20 protein-coding genes are annotated in these 16293 nt (G+C 70.4%); 6 read left to right on the top strand and 14 right to left on the bottom strand.

The window, feature by feature from the left end; all coding sequences use genetic code 11:
• Positions 1–134: 134 nt before the first annotated feature.
• The 4 genes from IF28_RS37865 to IF28_RS0118220 all read right to left on the bottom strand — a co-directional run bounded on the left by IF28_RS37865 (position 135) and on the right by IF28_RS0118220 (position 2080).
• The gene (locus IF28_RS37865) at positions 135–320 is read right to left on the bottom strand and encodes a hypothetical protein (RefSeq protein ID WP_078621244.1); all 186 of its coding nucleotides are present in this window, start codon (positions 318–320) and stop codon (positions 135–137) included.
• Positions 317–610: a hypothetical protein gene (locus IF28_RS0118230; RefSeq protein ID WP_030221160.1), complete on the bottom strand. Its 294-nt coding sequence runs from the start codon at positions 608–610 to the stop codon at positions 317–319. The genes IF28_RS37865 and IF28_RS0118230 overlap by 4 nt, the downstream gene beginning before the upstream one ends.
• Positions 611–1022: 412 nt before the next feature.
• A complete protein-coding gene (locus IF28_RS0118225) occupies positions 1023–1229 on the bottom strand; it encodes a DUF397 domain-containing protein (RefSeq protein WP_030221157.1) in 207 nt (68 codons plus the stop codon).
• Positions 1226–2080: a helix-turn-helix domain-containing protein gene (locus tag IF28_RS0118220; RefSeq protein ID WP_030221154.1), complete on the bottom strand. Its 855-nt coding sequence runs from the start codon at positions 2078–2080 to the stop codon at positions 1226–1228. Before IF28_RS0118220 ends, IF28_RS0118225 begins: the two co-directional genes overlap by 4 nt.
• A gap of 291 nt (positions 2081–2371) precedes the next feature.
• Between IF28_RS0118220 and IF28_RS0118215 the strand changes: the two genes are divergently transcribed.
• From IF28_RS0118215 to IF28_RS0118205, 3 genes are all read left to right on the top strand, one after another.
• Positions 2372–2935 carry a hypothetical protein gene (locus IF28_RS0118215; protein WP_030221151.1) on the top strand — a complete coding sequence of 188 codons (564 nt, stop codon included), beginning with the start codon at positions 2372–2374 and terminating at the stop codon, positions 2933–2935.
• Entirely contained in the window at positions 2928–3329 is a 402-nt protein-coding gene (locus IF28_RS0118210) for a hypothetical protein (protein WP_030221149.1), read from the top strand. Before IF28_RS0118215 ends, IF28_RS0118210 begins: the two co-directional genes overlap by 8 nt.
• Positions 3330–3601: 272 nt before the next feature.
• Positions 3602–4555 carry a hypothetical protein gene (locus IF28_RS0118205; RefSeq protein WP_051713789.1) on the top strand — a complete coding sequence of 318 codons (954 nt, stop codon included), beginning with the start codon at positions 3602–3604 and terminating at the stop codon, positions 4553–4555.
• Between the two features lie 94 nt (positions 4556–4649).
• Here the strand turns inward: IF28_RS0118205 and IF28_RS0118200 are convergent, their stop codons facing one another.
• Together IF28_RS0118200 and IF28_RS0118195 are read right to left on the bottom strand one after the other, a co-directional pair.
• Positions 4650–5102, bottom strand: a complete 453-nt coding sequence (locus IF28_RS0118200; RefSeq protein ID WP_030221143.1) for a hypothetical protein — start codon at positions 5100–5102, stop codon at positions 4650–4652.
• A 60-nt stretch (positions 5103–5162) separates the two neighbouring features.
• Positions 5163–5825, bottom strand: a complete 663-nt coding sequence (locus IF28_RS0118195; protein ID WP_158713697.1) for a hypothetical protein — start codon at positions 5823–5825, stop codon at positions 5163–5165.
• A gap of 484 nt (positions 5826–6309) precedes the next feature.
• Between IF28_RS0118195 and IF28_RS0118190 the strand changes: the two genes are divergently transcribed.
• The gene (locus tag IF28_RS0118190; protein WP_051713781.1) at positions 6310–6780 is read left to right on the top strand and encodes an ATP-binding protein; all 471 of its coding nucleotides are present in this window, start codon (positions 6310–6312) and stop codon (positions 6778–6780) included.
• A gap of 104 nt (positions 6781–6884) precedes the next feature.
• The gene (locus IF28_RS39235; RefSeq protein WP_158713696.1) at positions 6885–7046 is read left to right on the top strand and encodes a hypothetical protein; all 162 of its coding nucleotides are present in this window, start codon (positions 6885–6887) and stop codon (positions 7044–7046) included.
• On the opposite strand, the gene IF28_RS39470 is transcribed toward IF28_RS39235, so the two are convergent.
• The 5 genes from IF28_RS39470 to IF28_RS0118155 form a co-directional block, all read right to left on the bottom strand.
• On the bottom strand, positions 7043–8089 hold the full coding sequence (locus IF28_RS39470; RefSeq protein ID WP_030221135.1) for a hypothetical protein: 1047 nt from the start codon (positions 8087–8089) through the stop codon (positions 7043–7045). The genes IF28_RS39235 and IF28_RS39470 overlap by 4 nt on opposite strands.
• Positions 8090–8250: 161 nt before the next feature.
• The gene (gene groL / locus IF28_RS0118170) at positions 8251–9876 is read right to left on the bottom strand and encodes a chaperonin GroEL (protein WP_030221131.1); all 1626 of its coding nucleotides are present in this window, start codon (positions 9874–9876) and stop codon (positions 8251–8253) included.
• A 146-nt stretch (positions 9877–10022) separates the two neighbouring features.
• Positions 10023–10331 carry a co-chaperone GroES gene (groES, locus tag IF28_RS0118165; protein ID WP_003998759.1) on the bottom strand — a complete coding sequence of 103 codons (309 nt, stop codon included), beginning with the start codon at positions 10329–10331 and terminating at the stop codon, positions 10023–10025.
• 299 nt (positions 10332–10630) lie between these two features.
• A complete protein-coding gene (locus IF28_RS0118160) occupies positions 10631–11473 on the bottom strand; it encodes a polysaccharide deacetylase family protein (protein WP_420713780.1) in 843 nt (280 codons plus the stop codon).
• Positions 11470–12402 carry a polysaccharide deacetylase family protein gene (locus tag IF28_RS0118155; RefSeq protein ID WP_078621242.1) on the bottom strand — a complete coding sequence of 311 codons (933 nt, stop codon included), beginning with the start codon at positions 12400–12402 and terminating at the stop codon, positions 11470–11472. The genes IF28_RS0118160 and IF28_RS0118155 overlap by 4 nt, the downstream gene beginning before the upstream one ends.
• Before the next feature lie 90 nt (positions 12403–12492).
• On the opposite strand from IF28_RS0118155, the gene IF28_RS0118150 reads away from it, so the two are divergent.
• Positions 12493–13680, top strand: a complete 1188-nt coding sequence (locus tag IF28_RS0118150; protein ID WP_030221120.1) for a class I SAM-dependent methyltransferase — start codon at positions 12493–12495, stop codon at positions 13678–13680.
• Positions 13681–13699: 19 nt separating this feature from the next.
• Here IF28_RS0118150 and IF28_RS39230 read toward each other — a convergent pair whose 3' ends face one another.
• The 3 genes from IF28_RS39230 to IF28_RS0118135 form a co-directional block, all read right to left on the bottom strand.
• Positions 13700–13894 (bottom strand): hypothetical protein, encoded by a 195-nt coding sequence (locus tag IF28_RS39230; RefSeq protein ID WP_234325237.1) that lies wholly within the window; start codon positions 13892–13894, stop codon positions 13700–13702.
• A 126-nt stretch (positions 13895–14020) separates the two neighbouring features.
• Complete coding sequence (locus tag IF28_RS0118140; protein WP_106982080.1) at positions 14021–15109, bottom strand: LCP family protein; 1089 nt, start codon at positions 15107–15109, stop codon at positions 14021–14023.
• A 99-nt stretch (positions 15110–15208) separates the two neighbouring features.
• Positions 15209–16261, bottom strand: a complete 1053-nt coding sequence (locus IF28_RS0118135) for a LacI family DNA-binding transcriptional regulator (protein WP_030221113.1) — start codon at positions 16259–16261, stop codon at positions 15209–15211.
• Positions 16262–16293 lie beyond the last annotated feature (32 nt).

The following is a 16293-nucleotide window of genomic DNA, read 5'->3' as shown; positions in this document are numbered from 1 at the left end:
GGCGCTCTGCCTCCGTAGCGGAAGGGTGCCGAGGCCGTCCCGGATGAGGGCTGGCGGCCCTCCGTCGGCCCGGGGAGCGACTCGGGTCAGACGGTGTTCCGCCGTTCTGCGGCGGACGGTCGCTCGGTCGTGCTTCAGCGGCCCTCGCACGGGTCGTCGCCCGTGGGCATCGGCTGGGTGTCGGCCGCCAGGCAGGAGGAGTACACCCGCGGCGGTGTGGGCCGCGGTTCCGGTTCCGCCATGGCGCCCACGGCGATGACCGCCACGGCGCCGACGCAGGTCAGTGCCGCCATCACGGCGAGCCGTCTACCGCGGCTCATCGATCGTCCCTGAGGCGGTCGCGGAGTACTTCGCCGCAGTCGTCATCGGTGCCGGCCTGGACTCGGGAGAAGACCAGCACTCCGTCTCTCTCACTCTTCCGCTGGGCCTCGGCCAGCTGCCTCTCGATGTCCGCGACATACTCGGCGCACTCGGCGCTGACGGGCCTCTCGGTCTGCGGGTCCGGTGCGTTGGAGGCGTTGAGACCGACGGTGGCGGCAAGGCCGGCCGCACACAACACCACCCACGCCGCAATCCACGTGCGGCGGCTCGTCCGTAAGGGCTTGGGCATCCCGGCATCCTACGAGCGCGCCGGCGGGCTGTTGCCGGTTCACGGCTTCCTCGTCGACAGGACCCACGACGGCCCCGCTCCCGCCCCCGCCCGCCTTCGGCCAGCGACCGGCCCCGGCTTCCCTGGCGGCCTGGAACTTCCTCGCCACTTTCGCCAGTCTCCGCTCCTTCGCCTGGTTCTCCCCGGCCAGCCGCCTCTTCCGCTCCCGCTGCGCCTCCTCGGGGGTCAGCCGCATGTAGGCGGGTGCGACCTTGAGAGGTCCGCTCAGAGGATCGACGCCCCGGCTCGCGACGGGGGCGGGTCGAGAAGACGGCAGGCGGGCGGCGCAAGAAGAGCGAGTGAGCACCACACTCTAGGCACGGCTGAGGGGCGGTGGGGAGCACAAACGGCTCTCCACCGCCCCTCGTTCGTCTCAGACGCCTGCGGCCATCCGCACGAACGCCGTCCACTGGGCAGTGGGAACACTGAGGGACGTCATGTCCGGTCGCTTGGAGTCCCGGATCATCACGGCCGTACCGGCATCGGCGATCTCAACACAGTCACCGCCGCTTCCAGAGCTGTAGCTGCTCTTGAACCAGCTCAGCTTGTCAGCGGCAGGCTCGGGGCTGCTTGCCTTCATTGCTCTCCCAACAGCTTCGTGATGAAGGCCAGCGACTCCCTGGGAGTGAGCGCCTGCGCTCGGAGAACGCCGTACGTTGCTTCCAAAGGACTGACCTTCTTGGGCACGGTGTACAGGATGCTCGCCTCCTGCACCTCCATATAGCCCATCCTGCTCTGGTCCTTGAGGTGGATCAACGTGAAAGCCCCACCCAGGCCCGCATGTTCGTCGCGGTCTGTCGGCATGACCTGCATCTCGACATTGCGCTCGTGCCCGTACAACAGCAGTTGTTCCAGCTGTCCACGCAGCACCTCTCGACCACCGACCGGGCGACGAAGTGCCTGCTCCTCGATGACGAAGCTCAGGAGAGGTGCAGGCCGTCGGGAGAACAGCTTCTGCCTCTCCAACCGAGCGGCCACACGTTGTTCGATGACCTCGGGGTCCAGCAGTGGCCGCCACGTGGTGAAGACGGCACGCGCGTACTCCTCGGTCTGGAGAAGCCCCTTGACCACATGGTTGTCGTACGCGTGCAGCTCGACAGCCTCGGCCTCCATCTCCGCGTACCGCCGGAAGAACCCCGGATACCGAGCCTTCGCCACCTCCCCCTTCATCGCCACCAACAACCCCCGCCCGCCCACCTCGCGATCCACCGCATCCACCAGCTCCGGCTTCGGAATGCGACGCCCCTGCTCCACCGCCGCGATCAGCGCCTCGCCGTAGCTGACCCGCTCCCCCAACTGCGCCTGCGTCAGCCCGGCCGCCTCCCGCAGCAGCTTCATCTGCCGCCCGAAGCACCGCAGGAACTCCCCGTTGGAATCGGCGCCCACGTCCGCGCCCTCCACGCCCGCACCCGAGTCCACTCCCGACTCCATCGCACCCGCCCCCTCAGCACATCCATCTACCGGCACCCGTTCTCGCACCGTAGGACGCCCCCGCGTCAACCACGCCGGGACCAGCAGGAATTGCGCCGGACGAGTGAACGCCCCATTGCCTCGCGAAGCCGTCCTCGCCCAGGAGCGGCGTGCCCGGCCCTGTACTCCTCCCGCCTCCGGAACGTTCCCCGGCGACTCCATCGACAGACCCGCCGACTTTCTCCCTCCAGCGCATATACCAACCCATCCACGAGCTCTTGCGGACATCACCTGATATGCCAGACTCCGCGTATGGACGGGGAGTCGGAAGCCGAGCATGAGGAAGAGAGCGAGTCCCGCGCGGCGGCGCCTTCGCAGCGACGCCTGTGGACCCTGGTCGGCGCCATCTGCGGTACCGGTGTCGGCGTGGGGCTCATCTGGTTCGGCCCGGAAGTGACGGCTGAGGACCTGGAACAGATCGCCAAGGTGGCTGTCATCGGATACCTGTCTGCCGGTCTCGCCGCTTTAAGTTTCTTGGGTGCTGCGAAGATGCGGTGGCGGGACCGCGGGCGCCAGGTCCCCTTGCCCTCACCGGTTCTCACACCAACTGTGCACCAGAGGGAACTCCGCACCGCCGCACAGGAGATCGAGCAGGACGACATCGACGACACCGTCGATGACGTGGCCCGGTTCCTGAGCGAGCCCACCACCGCTGCCGCCCCATCCACTCAAGCCGCCGCAACAACGGTCAAAGGTCTGACGGAAATATTCCTGGCACTCGGTCCCCCTCCTCCCGGAACGGCGAAGGAGCACGGATCCGACGCGCCAGGCCCCAGTGGTGGGGTCGGAGCAGGCCCCAGGGGGAAGAATGCCTGAGCCGTTGGAGTTCGAGGACACGGAGGAACTCGCCCTCTCCTACGCGAAGGAGTGGGCTCGGCTTCCTCCCCAGCACCTGCGCGTGGCACTGAAGACGCTTGAGCCCGTCATGATGCGGCGTCACGAGCTGGCGGTCATGCGTGAGCAGAACCGGCACAGGCTCTGGATGGCAGGTCTGCTGGCCGGCGGGGTGACGTCCCTGGGCTCGATCGGTGGCGCGATCCTGTTCGGGCTTCTCCACGACCCCCTGATGGCAGGAGTCATGCTGAGCCCCAGCGTCTTCGCCGTGACCAAGATGTTCGTCCTGCGGAAGAGCGAGAAGAGCGATATGCGTGCGGCGCGGAGTGCTCTCGGGTCGGTCACGCAGCAGGGCGGTCCGCCACCCGCGATTTAGGCGGCCACTCACGGGCCCCACCCACCAGGCGTTCCCAGTGTTCCCATCCCGGGTTTCGAGTCTCGGTCGTGCAGGCCGGCCACCGCGCGGGATGGGAGAGGGACAACATCCCTCCTCGCTCAAAGCACCACAACGAACACGTAGCGTGCGGTAGCGTCGCACCGACATCACGTCTTCCGCGTGCCACGCCCGGCACCGAACGAAGGCGACCCCCGCGGCCGGTTGCACCCGTCCGCGAGGGCCTTGAACCACCAGTGGAAAGCGACTCCACCGTGATTTACCGGCACCATATCGCGCCCCCGCGCGCCTTCACGCAGTTCTCCCACGACCTCATCCGGCACCCCCGGCTGTCCTCCGACGCCGTGCGGCTGCTGACCTGGCAGCTCTCCCTCCCCGGCGGGGCGCGTGAGCCCCTGTCGCGCACCGCCGAGCGCGCCCGCATCGGCGCGTGCGCCTTCACGCGGGCCAAGCGGCAGCTCAAGGAGGAGGGGTTCGTGCACGAGCGGCGACTTCAGGGGCCCGGCGGTCACTGGGTCACCCAACAGCTCGTCTCCAACGTGCCGTTGAACGACGCCGAGGCCGCAAAGATCCTCGCCCGGATGCCCGTACACGCGCCCGCCGCCGACGCGTCGCCGCAGGTCGCTCCGAGTCCCCGCATTCCGGCGGCCGGTGCTCCGACCTCTCCGCCCACCGACGGTCATCCAAGAAAAGACCCCGGGGAAAACACCTCCCACCATCCCGCCGAGCCGGAGCGGGAGCCGGACCCGGCACCAGAGGCAGCCGAGAGGTCCGAAACCGCCCGCACCCTGGTCGCCGCCCTCCCCCGCCTCTCCCCGGACCTCAACCGCATCCCCCGGGGCATGCACGACGAGTTGGCCCGCCTCGTCTCCCGCTGGCTCGCGGCGGGCCACACCCCCACCGCCGTCCGCACCCACATCCTGCGCGGCCTCCCCGGCGACGGCACCCCGGTCCACCGCCCCGGCGGCCTCCTGCGCTACCTGCTCCGCGACGTGCCACCCACCCGGGTCCTCCCCGACGCCACCCCGGCCGCCGAACGCCCGCCGAGCCGCCTCGCCACCCTCCGCGAATGCGAGGGCGACCACACGCAAGCGACGCTCTTCCGGCCCGTCGGCGACGAGACCCTCTGCCGACGCTGCCTCAACTCGTCGTCTGCCAGCGCCAGTCGCTGCGCGCCGCCCCCACCGCAGCGCACGGTCATCGTCTGACCACCAACATGCACATCACCTCCCCCGTGCTGCTCGACGCCTTCCACGGGCCCGGTTGTTCTCCTGGAGCGCCGTCAGCGGTCGGGGGGCTGTGTCAGGGCTGGTGGTTTCCGGAGATCACCGCGATCCTCCAGATGGACGTTCCGCCGGTCACCTGGATCCTGAGGTGCTGGGGCTTCTTGTCCTCGTAGACGACGCCCACGGTGTGCACCCCGTTGCATGTGACCGGGCGGGGGTTGCTGCTGTCTCGGTCCACGATCGAGACCTCGCCCTCGCCCTCACACACCACGTAGAGGGTGTAGGCGCCTTCCTCCGGGGTGAATTCGGGCAGTTCCCGGTCCTTGTCGCCGGTGGTCTCGGCTACCAGGGTCTGCGCGTTCCGGGGCAGGTCCAGGAGGGGTGGTTGTGTGGCGGGTGACGGTGTGGGCTTGCTGGAGGAAGCTGTCGGAGCGGTGGGGCTCGGACGCTTCGCCTCGGGCTCGTCGGAGCAGCCTCCGGCGAGGAACAGTGTGGCCAGGGCGGCAGCAGTGAGTACGGAGCGACGCAACGGGTCTCCCGGGAGTGAGGGCGGGGTGCCCGGCCCCGGTGTCAGGGCCGGGCGCGAGGGCTAGCTGACGCGCCAGCCTTCCCTGTACGGGGCCCAGACGGTCATGTACCGCTTGTTGGACTTCTGGCAGGCGCTGCCGCGGTGGTACTTGTACCCGTAGACCTTTTCCTTCAGGATTCCGTAGTCGCCGTACACGATGCTCTTGGCGGGAACCTTTCCGTAGGTCTCGACGCCGATCTCCGAGGTCCAGCTCTTCTTGGCGTTGGCGTTGATTTCACCCTTGATGGAGCCGAGGACCGCGACCTTCATCTCCGTGCTGAGCGTCACCGACCCTCCGACCTCGGTCGTCCCGGACTTCTTGGAGGTGAACTTGAAATCAAGGGTTCGGGGCGTCTTGTTCTCGACGAAGGTCGAGTACTTGACGGACATGGTGTTCTTCTTGTTCTGGGTAATCTTGAAGAACCAGCCGGGCTTGCATTCGAGTCTCTCCGGCTCCACATCGGGCAGGTCCGACCCCGGCGTGACCGCGTCCTCGGGTTCGCCGGGGAGGGGCAGGTCTTCCTCGAGTTCTTGGCCCTCGATCTCGACGCCGAGCAGGACCTCGTCGTTCGGCAGGTCCTCACCTGCCGCGGAGGCAACGGCGTGCGGCGCGCCGGCGCCGAGAGCGAGTGCCACAAGGAAGGTGGCTGCACTGATGCGGGAAAGTCTGGACTTCACTAGCATGTCCCCTTGCTGGTCGGTGCGGGCATGACGCCCGGCGCACCTCATGGCCTGGAAACCGTGTGCGCTGGGCAGTGCCCGCGCCTCCAGGAGTCCTGGAGGCGAAATGGACAGTAACCAGGACCGGGCTCGGCCGACAGACGCTTTTAGCGAGTGGCCGGAACCACCCGACGAGAAAATGCGGACAATGGGCGCCTGTCTCCCACAGGGGACTCTCCCAGTCACCCAAACCGGGCACATCAGCGAAATATAATGGCTGATCTTCGCGCCTGGAAAGCTCAAATTTTTCTCAGGGGACAGCGGCAGTCGTCAATTCAACAATATGCTGTAGGGGGATTCCGCCTTCTACGAATGGCGACCTCGGCGGAACAGGTCGACGGACGTGCGCCCCGACAGGTCCGACAGCCTCGCCCGGCGCCCCGACAGACGGCCGCAGTGGGGGCGTCGTAGCTGGTGGGCGAAGGGGCGGGCGCGGGATCTTCGGGACATGACCACTTCCCCCCGCACGGAGCGGCGGTCCGGGCTGCCGCTCCCGCTCGCCGATCAGCGCGTGCTCTCGTTCCGCTTCAGTCCGTCCCCGCGCGGTGCGCGGCTCGCCCGCCGGCTCGCGTCCTGCCAGATGGACGCCTGGGGGTGGCGGTACGGCACCCCGGCGCACGACTCCGTCGAGTTGATCGTGGGCGAACTGACCGCCAACGCCGTCACCCATGGCCGGGTGCCCGGCCGGGACGCCGAGCTGCGGCTCAGCAGGGAGGACGGCGGGCACGTACGCGTCGAGGTCAGCGACGCGCGGGGCGAGCGGCTGCCCGAGGCGCGGGACGCCGGTACCGGGGAGGACGGCGGACGGGGGCTCCTCCTCGTCGCCGCCCTGGCCGAGGAGTGGGGGACGGCCGCCCGCCCCGGCGCCCCCGGCAAGACGGTGTGGGCCGTGGTGCCCGCCGGGCCGGTTCACGACTGAACCAGGAAGCCCGTCCGTCCGGAGTGGTACCGGGCCTTGATGATCACGACCTCCTTTGCCGTGCTCGTCGAGGCGCTCGACATCACGGGCATGGGGACGCCGCGGTGCTCGGGCTGCTCGTCGGCGTCGGCCATCTCGGCGCGATGACCTTCCGGATCGCGATCAACCCGAACTTCCCCCGCCCGCTGTACCACGGCGTCCCCCACGCGCCGGTCCTCGTGATGACGAGTGTGTTCAGCGGCTTTGGGACGGTGGCGCTGCGCTAGTCGCCGCCCCCGCCGCCACCCCCGTCGCCGCCACCGCCGTCTCCGCCGCCGCCCCCGTCGCCGCCGTCTCCGCCGTCGCTGCCCCAGCCGTCGCCGCCGCCGGGTTCGTTGTCGTCCCGGCCCCGGCCGAGGTTGCTGAACCAGGAGGTGTCCCAGGTGGGGGTGTCGTCGGTCGTGGGCCGGCGTGGGCGGAAGCGGGCCGTGCCCGTGGTGTCGCCGAGGCCGAAGGAGACGGCGACCGCGTGGGCCATCACGGCGTCCAGCGGGTCGGGGCTCTCGTGGTGCACGGCGGCCAGGGGCAGCAGCACCGTGCCGGGGGCCGGTTCGGCGCGGCGGGGCGGCCGGGTCAGCAGGGCGACCCGGTGGTCGTCGCGGAGCAGCCAGGAGCTCTCCGCGTTCGCGCGCCGCAGCGTCCAGTGCCGTTCGGGGGTGCCGATCTCGACGCTGCTCCTGGACTTGCGGAACGTGCGGCGGAGTTCGAGCCGCGCGTGGACCGGACCGACGGTCAGTACGAGGCCGCCGCTCGGGTCGTGGGGGTGCGCAAGGTAGCCGTACGGTGCCCGGAGCCGGACGGCGGGGGCGTGCGGGCCCCAGACATCGGCCTGGACCAGGCGGCGGTCCACGACGACGGTGATCGGTCCGGCGGGACCCGGCGCGAAGCGGCGCGCCATCCACAGCGGTACGCCCTCGGCCCGCGCCCGTGCGGCGAGGGCGGCCACCTGTTCCGGGCCGCCGCACCTGCGTACCGCGAGTTCGCCCAGCGCGCGGGCGAACTCGGCGGTCCGGCGCACCGGGAGGGGCTTGGTGGTGCCGGTCACGCGCGTGACCGGGACGGCGCCGGGGCCCTGCGGCAGCTGGTCCAGCGGGCGTTCGGTGCCGCCGCCGCCGAGCCAGCGGCCCCGTAGGTACGCCTCGGCCATGGCACCGAGGTTCAGCTCGTCCAGCGGTGTCGTCCGCGCGCCCCTGCGCAGCCGGTCCTCGGTGAGTTCCGCGGTCCGCGCCAGCGGGTTCCGGGACCGTTCGGCGTAGAGCACCTGGCTCATCGTGTCCCCCTCCTGCATCGGGCCTGTTCTCCACCGATAAGTCGCCGGCGTGCCGTCCGGCGGTTCCAGGATCCGGGGACTCGCGGGTACGGCGAAGGCCCGGCAGCCCCGTTTCGGGGGCCGCCGGGCCTTCACTCAGGCTCTGGCGACGTGATCTGTCGTCAGTGGGAGTGGCCGTGGCCACCGGCGGCGGCGGCCGGCTCCTCCTCTTCCTTCTTCTCGACGACCAGGGTCTCGGTCGTGAGCAGCAGGGAGGCGATGGAGGCGGCGTTCTCCAGGGCGGAGCGGGTCACCTTGACCGGGTCGATGACGCCGGCCTTGACCAGGTCGCCGTACTCGCCGGTGGCGGCGTTGTAGCCGTTGCCCTTCTCGAGCTCGGCGACCTTGGAGACGATGACGTAGCCCTCGAGGCCGGCGTTCTCGGCGATCCAGCGCAGCGGCTCGACGGCGGCCTTGCGGACGACCGCGACACCGGTGGCCTCGTCGCCGGTCTTGTCGAGGTTGCCCTCGAGGACCTTGACGGCGTGGACGAGCGCGGAGCCACCACCGGAGACGATGCCCTCCTCGACCGCGGCGCGGGTCGCGGAGATGGCGTCCTCCAGACGGTGCTTCTTCTCCTTCAGCTCCACCTCGGTGGCGGCGCCGACCTTGATCACGCACACGCCGCCGGCCAGCTTCGCGAGGCGCTCCTGGAGCTTCTCGCGGTCCCAGTCGGAGTCCGTGGACTCGATCTCGGCCTTGATCTGGCCGACGCGGCCCTGCACGTCCGCCTTCTCGCCGGCACCGTCGACGACCGTGGTGTCGTCCTTGGTGACGGTGACACGGCGGGCGGAGCCGAGCACGTCCAGGCCGACCTGGTCGAGCTTGAGGCCGACCTCCTCGGAGACGACCGTGGCGCCGGTGAGGACGGCCATGTCCTGCAGCATCGCCTTGCGGCGGTCACCGAAGCCGGGCGCCTTGACGGCGACCGCGTTGAACGTGCCGCGGATCTTGTTGACCACCAGGGTCGACAGGGCCTCGCCCTCGACGTCCTCGGCGATGATCAGCAGCGGCTTGGAGGCGTTGGCCTGGATGACCTTCTCCAGCAGCGGCAGCAGCTCCGCGATGGAGCCGATCTTGCCCTGGGTGATCAGGATGTACGGGTCGTCGAGGACGGCCTCCATACGCTCCTGGTCGGTCACGAAGTACGGGGACAGGTAGCCCTTGTCGAAGGCCATGCCCTCGGTGAAGTCCAGCTCCAGGCCGAAGGTGTTGGACTCCTCGACGGTGATGACACCGTCCTTGCCGACCTTGTCCATCGCCTCGGCGATGAGCTCGCCGACCTGCTGGTCCTGGGCGGACAGCGCGGCGACGGCGGCGATGTCGGACTTCTCGTCGATCGGGCGGGCCGAGGCGAGCAGGTCCTCGGATACCGCGGCGACGGCGGCGTCGATGCCCTTCTTCAGCAGCGCCGGGGAGGCACCCGCGGCGACGTTCTTCAGGCCCTCGCGGACCAGCGCCTGGGCCAGCACGGTGGCGGTGGTGGTGCCGTCACCCGCGATGTCGTTGGTCTTGGTCGCCACCTCCTTCACCAGCTGCGCGCCGAGGTTCTCGTACGGGTCCTCGATCTCCACCTCACGGGCGATCGTGACACCGTCGTTGGTGATGGTGGGGGCGCCGAACTTCTTGTCGATGACGACGTTGCGGCCCTTGGGGCCGATCGTCACCTTGACCGTGTCGGCAAGCTTGTTGACGCCGCGCTCGAGGGCGCGACGGGCGTCCTCGTCGAACTTCAGGATCTTCGCCATGGGAGCGGTTCAGCCCTCTCGGAAAACGTGGGTGAAACGAACTGCGCCCCTGACGCCCGGCTTCATAAGGTCGCGGGGGCCCGGGGCGCAGCTCAAAAGCAAGGTGCTTCGGTGTGGAAGCGGGTGAAGCCGGTGAAGCGGGTGAACTACTTCTCGATGATCGCGAGGACGTCGCGAGCCGAGAGGACGAGGTACTCCTCGCCGTTGTACTTCACCTCGGTGCCGCCGTACTTGCTGTACAGCACGATGTCACCGGTCTTGACGTCGAGCGGCAGGCGCTCGCCGTTCTCGAAGCGGCCCGGGCCCACGGCCAGGACGACGCCCTCCTGGGGCTTCTCCTTGGCGGTGTCCGGAATGACCAGGCCAGAGGCGGTGGTCTGCTCGGCGTCGAGCGGCTGGACCACGATGCGGTCCTCGAGCGGCTTGATGGCAACCTTGGAGCTGGTGGTCGTCACGATCCGACCTCCCCCTTCGGAGATCTCACGGGGTTAACTGTCTGAGGTGGCGACCAGGTGGATCCGTCGTCGCGGGTGCCGGACCTGCCCGTCGCGCATTGGCACTCTCCAGTGGGGAGTGCCAGAACTGAGACTATGACTGTGATTAGCACTCGGTCAAGCGGAGTGCCAGTTGCCTGCGGCGCGTCGCGGGGGTGGGTGGGTTGTCATCACCCTTGTGTGCGGCATGCGGTGTCGCAGTGACCGTCGCTGGGGGCTGCGCCCCCAGGCCCCCCTTCGGCCCTGAACGGGCCTCGTCCTCAAACTCCCCCAGAGGGGGTACCCCCAGACGGGCTGATGCGTGACACGTAGGTCTCCAGCTTGCCCACCTTCAGTCCCCGTTCCTCCAGTTCCTCCAGCAGCCGTGCCGTCCGTTCCGCCAGTGTCAGTGACGGGGTCTCCACCGACGGTACGGCGATGATGTCGCCGGGGTTCAGCCGCTGGGGGCCGGCGGTGTAGGTGAGGTGGCCGTCGGTCTCCAGGGTGGCCCGGGAGGCGATGACGGCCCGGATGCCGCAGTCGGCGGCCGCCTTCAGGGTGGTGGCGTCGTACGTGCCGTAGGGCGGGCGGAAGAGGGTGGCGCGGACGCCGAAGCGGGACCGGAGCTTGCGCTGCTGGCCGCAGATCTCGGCGCGCTGACCGGCGTAGGGCAGGCCGCGCAGGGCGCGGTGGTCGAGGGTGTGGTTCTGCAGGCTCGCGCCGACCGCGCGCAGGCGGGCGAAGTGGGCGTAGCCGGGGCCGGTCACGCTGTCCGTGAGGAACAGGCTGACGGGGAGCGCGCGTTCGCGTACGAGGTCGATGAAGCCGGGGTCGCGTTCGGCACCGTCGTCGTAGGTGAGGAAGACGACCCGGTCACGGGTGGGGACGCGGTCGATGACCGGCGGGAGGCCGCCGGAGGCCACCGGACCGGCCCCGGGCGACCGCTCCGCACCGCCCCCGGACCCGGCCCCGGCCCCGCTGCCCGGCGTACCGCATCCGGCGATCAGGACCAGTAGGGCGGCCCCCAGCAGCCCGGCCCGCGCCCGGAGTCCGGGTCCGGGGCCCGGCGGGCGGGCTGCCCCGTACCGGCCCCGCGGACTGCCCGCCGGCCGCCCGGCCCTCACAGGTAGTCCTCCAGGCGGGCCACCGCGTACCCCTCCGCCGTGACCTTGTCGAGGAAGCGGCGGACCATGTCCGGCATCGTGCCCTTCCAGGTGTCGCGGCCGCGGAAGTGGGTGAGGACGATGTCGCCGGGGTGCAGTTCGCGGTCCCATTCCCGGTACTCCCAGTGGTCGACGAAGACCTCCTCGTTCCAGAGCGGGACATGGGTGATGCCGCAGGACTTCGCGACGCGCAGGGTGTCCTTGTTGTAGTTGCCGTAGGGCGGCCGGAAGAGGACGGGCCGTTCGCCGTACCGCTTCTCGATGATCTTCTGCATGCCGCAGATCTCGCGCTTCTGGCGGGCGTGGGAGAGGTCCGGCAGATAGGGGTGGTGGAGCGTGTGGTTGTGCAGGGAGACGCCGCGGTCCCGCATCTTCCTGAAGTAGCCGTAGTCCTCCTTGACGAGGTAGTCGCTGAGGAAGGCGCTGTACGGGATCTTCAGCTCGCTCATCATCCGCAGGAACGCTGGGTCCTTCTCGTCGCCGTCGTCGATGGTGAGGAAGAGGATCTTCTTCTCGGTGGGGATCGTGGTGAAGACCGGCGGGAGTCCCAGCCGGCGGTGTCCGTCGACCTCGAAGCCCTCGCGGGTGGTGATCTCCGGCTTCTTCGCCGGGGGCGGCGGGGCGGTCAGCGGCACCCGTTTCAGCCCCCAGCGTTTCGCGGCGGCGGCCCTCGCGGTGTGCGCGGCACGCAGCCTGGTGGCGTAGTCGTCGAGCGCGCGGGCCGGGGGAGCCTTCAGGGGCGGGCCGGCCGCCGGTCCGGCCGGGGCGCCGCTGCCGCCGCCCTGCCCCTGTCCGCAGCCCGCCGCGATCGAGGCGAGAGCGACCACCGCGAGGCCGATCCGTACTCCACCGAATGGCCACTTTTTATCGTTTTGTCGTACTGCTCGCATGGGGCCGGATCCTCGCAGCCGCACCGTCCGGACCCGGCCCGACACCGCGGCCGGAGGCATACGGTCCACCGACTGGCCCACAATGACCCGGTGAACGACCTCGCCTCCCTCCTCACCCCCGAAGGCCGCGCCCTCCTCGACGAGGTGCGCGACACCGACCCGGCGCACGAACTCGCCGTCGCGACCCGGCTGCGCCGCGAGCACCCCGCCGAACTCGTGTCGGCGGCGCTGGGCCAGGCACGGCTGCGGCAGCGGGCGGTGGCCAAGTTCGGGGAACGGGACGCCGCGCGGATGTTCTTCACGCCCAACGGGGTGGAGCAGTCGACGCGGGCGACCGTGGCGACGTACCGGGCGGAGTGTCTGCACGCGCTCGGGGTGCGGTCGGTCGCCGACCTGTGCTGCGGGATCGGCGGGGACGCGATCGCGCTCGCCCGCGCCGGGATCCGGGTGCTGGCCGTCGACCGGGACCCGCTGACCTGCGCGGCGGCCCGCGCGAACGCCGACGCGCTCGGCCTGGCCGAACTGATCGAGGTGCGCGAGGCGGATGTGACGGAGGTGGACACGGCCGGCTGCGACGCCGTGTTCGTCGACCCGGCCCGGCGTTCCTCCGGGCGCGGCCGGATCTTCGACCCGGAGGCCTACTCCCCGCCCCTGTCCTGGGCCGTGTCCGCCGCGCTCGGGGCTCCGCTCGGGCTGCTGAAGATCGCTCCCGGCATTCCGCACGAGGCGATCCCCGGGGCCGCGACCGCCGAGTGGGTCTCGGACGGCGGGGACGTGAAGGAGGCCATGCTGTGGTTCGGCCGGGACGTGACACCGGGGGCGCGGCGGGCGACGCTGCTGCCCGCCGGAGCCGGCATTTACGTGACCCCCGACACCGCGCTCCCCGACCCCGGAGTACGCCCGGTCGGACGGTACTTGTACGAGCCCGACGGCGCCGTCATCCGCGCCCACCTGGTCGCCGAGGTGGCCGAGGAACTGGAGGGCGGCCTGATCGACCCGACCATCGCCTACATCACCGCCGACGAGGCCCACACCACCCCGTACGCCAACGCCTACGAGATCACCGGCCAACTCCCGTTCAACGTCAAGAAGCTGAAGGCGCTCCTGCGCGAGCGCGAAGTCGGCGTCCTGACCGTCAAGAAACGCGGCTCGGCGGTGGAACCGGAGGAACTCCGCCGCAAAGTCCTCCCCAAACCCCACGGCACCGCGTCGCTCACGGTCTTCCTCACCCGCGTCGCGGGCGCCCCGACGATGCTCCTGGGCCACCCGGTGCGGTGACACACCGGGCCGGGCCCGCTCAGAACGCGACGATCTCCTTGCCGATCGCGAAACCCTTGGCCGGTCCCTCCGGGATCACCGCGTCGATGCCGTAGGGGACCCGGTGCTCGTCCGCGTACTTGGCCTTCTTCGGGTCGGGCGACGTCAGGACGAGCACGGCCCCGTCGGGCTCGTCCACCATCACCGGGGCCACCTCTTCTGCGAGAGCGGTCATCGAGAAGCACCTCCTCCTTCACGTGTGGGCGCGGGCGCCACTGCGGCACAAGCGACACGGTGACGCTACGAGTTCGGAGCACACGGCGCGCCAAGATCGACACCGATCAGCCGAACGGGTGATCACTCACCTCAGCGAAGCCCACAGCTCCCCCGCCTCCGGCTCGTCCGGCACCACGCGGTTGGGGTCCCAGGTGGACGGGACGACCGGCATGGTGAGGGTGGTGACCTCGTCGGAGGGGAGGTCGCGCAGGCTCTGGGCGAGGCGGGTCAGTTCGGGGAGGGAGTCCAGGCCGGTGTCGGCGGTGAGGCTGCCGGTGACCGTGTCGGCGACGTCGTACAGGCGGGTGGGGCTGGTCAGCAGGTTCTGCCGCGAGACCTGTTCCAGCAGGGCCTTCACCAGCTGGTGCTGGAGCGGGATGCGGCCGAGGTCGCTGCCGTCGCCGATGCCGTACCGGGTGCGGGCCAGGGCGAGGGCGTCCTTCCCGTCGAGGTGGTGGGTGCCGGCGTCGAGGGTGAGATGGCTCCGGTCGTCGTCGATGTCCTCCTCGGTGGTGACGGTGACCCCGCCGAGCGCGTCCACGAGGCGGGCGAAACCGGCGAAGTCGATCTCGATGTAGTGGTCCATACGGACGTCCGTGAGCGTCTCCACGGTCTTCACGGCACACACCGGACCGCCCACCTCGTACGCGGTGTTGAACATGACCCCGGAGGCCGCACGCGTCGACTCCCCGTCCTCCAGCGGGCAGGAGGGCCGGTCGACAAGGGTGTCGCGGGGGATGCTGACCACGGTCGCGCCGGTGCGGCCCGCGTCGAGGTGCACGACCATCGCCGTGTCGGAGCGGGCGCCGCCGCTGTCCCCGCCGCCGAGCGCCTGGTTCTCCTCGCCGCTGCGCGAGTCCGAGCCGAGGACGAGGATGTTCAGGGGTTCCGTCGGCAGGGGCGCGGCCGTGGCGGACGGAGAAGGGGTGGGTACGGCCTTCGCCGGGCGGTCGTCGCCCAGCGCGCTGTTGATGTCGACGCTCCTGATGTTGTCGTTGAGCTGCCAGTAGACCCAGCCCGCCGCTCCCGCGCCCAGGACCAGCAGCCCTGCCAGCGCCAGCCCCGTGATCTTCAGTGCCCGCGCCCGCCGACGGGGCCGTATGCCCCCGTCGTCCCCGTCGTCCCCAGTCCCGTCACTCTTCTCATGTCCCTGTCCCCTCACGGGCAGGAACATAAGTCCGAATTATGGCGAGCAGCGCCCCGCGGGCAGTTTTCTTGGGAAATTCTCAGACTTCCGGTACGACATCCACCACCCCCGAAACTTTCGACCGGCTCATGCCCCCGAGGGCGCCGCCGTACTGCTCCGCACCACCAGACTCGTCGCCAGCTCCACCCGGGTCGCCGCCGCCGGGTCCTCGTCCTTGCCCAGGCTGAGAACCAGCTTGGCCGCCGCCTCCGCCATCTCCGTCAGCGGCTGCCGCACGGTCGTCAGCGGCGGGCCCACCCAGCGGGCCACCGGCAGATCGTCGAACCCGACCACGCTCAGGTCCTCCGGGATCCGCAGCCCCAGCTCGCGCGCGGCCTCGTACAGACCGAGGGCCTGGAGGTCGTTGCCGGCGAACACCGCGGTGGGCCGGTCCTCGCGGCGCAGCAGGGCGAGGCCCTGCCGGTAGCCGGCCTCGTGATGGAAGTCGCCGGTCATGATCAGCTGGGGGTCGACCGGCAGCCCGGCGGTCTCCAGGGCGGCCCGGTAGCCGTCGACGCGGGCGCGGCTGCACATCATCCGTGTGGGTCCGCTGATCGCGCCGATCCGGGTGTGGCCCAGTTCGACCAGGTGCCGGGTGGCGGCGAGCCCGCCCTGCCAGTTGGTCGCGCCGATGGACGGCACGTCGGTGCCCGGGTCGCCGGCCGGGTCCATCACCACGAACGGGATGGAACGGCTGGTCAGCAGGGCACGCCCCGACTCGTCGAGGCCGGACAGGACGAGGATCACCCCGTGCGGGCGGCGGGCGGCGACCTGGTCGGCCCAGGTGCGGCCGGGTGTGAGACGGCCCGCGCTCTCGGAGAGGACGACGCTCAGACCCGCGTCCCGGGCCACGTTCTCCACGCCCCGGATGACCTCCATCGCCCAGGCGCTCTCCAGTTCGTGGAAGACGAGGTCGATCAGGGGCGAGCGGGTGGCCTCGGCACGCCGGCGCCGGTAGCCGTGGGCGCGCAGCAGTCCCTCGACCCGGCTCCGGGTGGCGGGGGCGACATCGGCACGACCGTTGAGGACCTTCGAAACAGTCGGCGCCGAGACACCCGCCTCACGGGCGATCTCGGCGAGGGTCGCCGTCTGGGTACGGCGCCCTTGCGTCCGGGTTTCTGCGGGCTGCGGGGAAGTCATGGCGGCGATCGTAACCCCGCGGGCTCCATAGC

The organism is Streptomyces sp. NRRL WC-3626, from assembly GCF_000718785.1.
Classification (GTDB): Bacteria; Actinomycetota; Actinomycetes; order Streptomycetales; family Streptomycetaceae; genus Streptomyces; species Streptomyces edwardsiae.
Note: the sequence above shows the minus strand (reverse complement) of the source record. Positions and strands in the feature narration are given on the sequence as shown.

Excerpts from the sequence above, each read along its gene's own strand:
- IF28_RS0118215 (WP_030221151.1), top strand. The coding sequence starts at position 2,372 with ATGGACGGGGAGTCGGAAGCCGAGCATGAGGAAGAGAGCGAGTCCCGC.
- IF28_RS0118140 (WP_106982080.1), bottom strand. The coding sequence starts at position 15,109 with ATGTTCCTGCCCGTGAGGGGACAGGGACATGAGAAGAGTGACGGGACT.
- IF28_RS0118195 (WP_158713697.1), bottom strand. The coding sequence starts at position 5,825 with ATGCTAGTGAAGTCCAGACTTTCCCGCATCAGTGCAGCCACCTTCCTT.
- IF28_RS0118225 (WP_030221157.1), bottom strand. The coding sequence starts at position 1,229 with ATGAAGGCAAGCAGCCCCGAGCCTGCCGCTGACAAGCTGAGCTGGTTC.
- IF28_RS0118155 (WP_078621242.1), bottom strand. The coding sequence starts at position 12,402 with ATGCGAGCAGTACGACAAAACGATAAAAAGTGGCCATTCGGTGGAGTA.
- IF28_RS39470 (WP_030221135.1), bottom strand. The coding sequence starts at position 8,089 with ATGAGCCAGGTGCTCTACGCCGAACGGTCCCGGAACCCGCTGGCGCGG.
- IF28_RS0118190 (WP_051713781.1), top strand. The coding sequence starts at position 6,310 with ATGACCACTTCCCCCCGCACGGAGCGGCGGTCCGGGCTGCCGCTCCCG.
- IF28_RS0118220 (WP_030221154.1), bottom strand. The coding sequence starts at position 2,080 with ATGGAGTCGGGAGTGGACTCGGGTGCGGGCGTGGAGGGCGCGGACGTG.
- IF28_RS0118135 (WP_030221113.1), bottom strand. The coding sequence starts at position 16,261 with ATGACTTCCCCGCAGCCCGCAGAAACCCGGACGCAAGGGCGCCGTACC.
- IF28_RS0118230 (WP_030221160.1), bottom strand. The coding sequence starts at position 610 with ATGCCCAAGCCCTTACGGACGAGCCGCCGCACGTGGATTGCGGCGTGG.
- groL (WP_030221131.1), bottom strand. The coding sequence starts at position 9,876 with ATGGCGAAGATCCTGAAGTTCGACGAGGACGCCCGTCGCGCCCTCGAG.
- IF28_RS0118210 (WP_030221149.1), top strand. The coding sequence starts at position 2,928 with ATGCCTGAGCCGTTGGAGTTCGAGGACACGGAGGAACTCGCCCTCTCC.
- IF28_RS39230 (WP_234325237.1), bottom strand. The coding sequence starts at position 13,894 with ATGACCGCTCTCGCAGAAGAGGTGGCCCCGGTGATGGTGGACGAGCCC.
- IF28_RS37865 (WP_078621244.1), bottom strand. The coding sequence starts at position 320 with ATGAGCCGCGGTAGACGGCTCGCCGTGATGGCGGCACTGACCTGCGTC.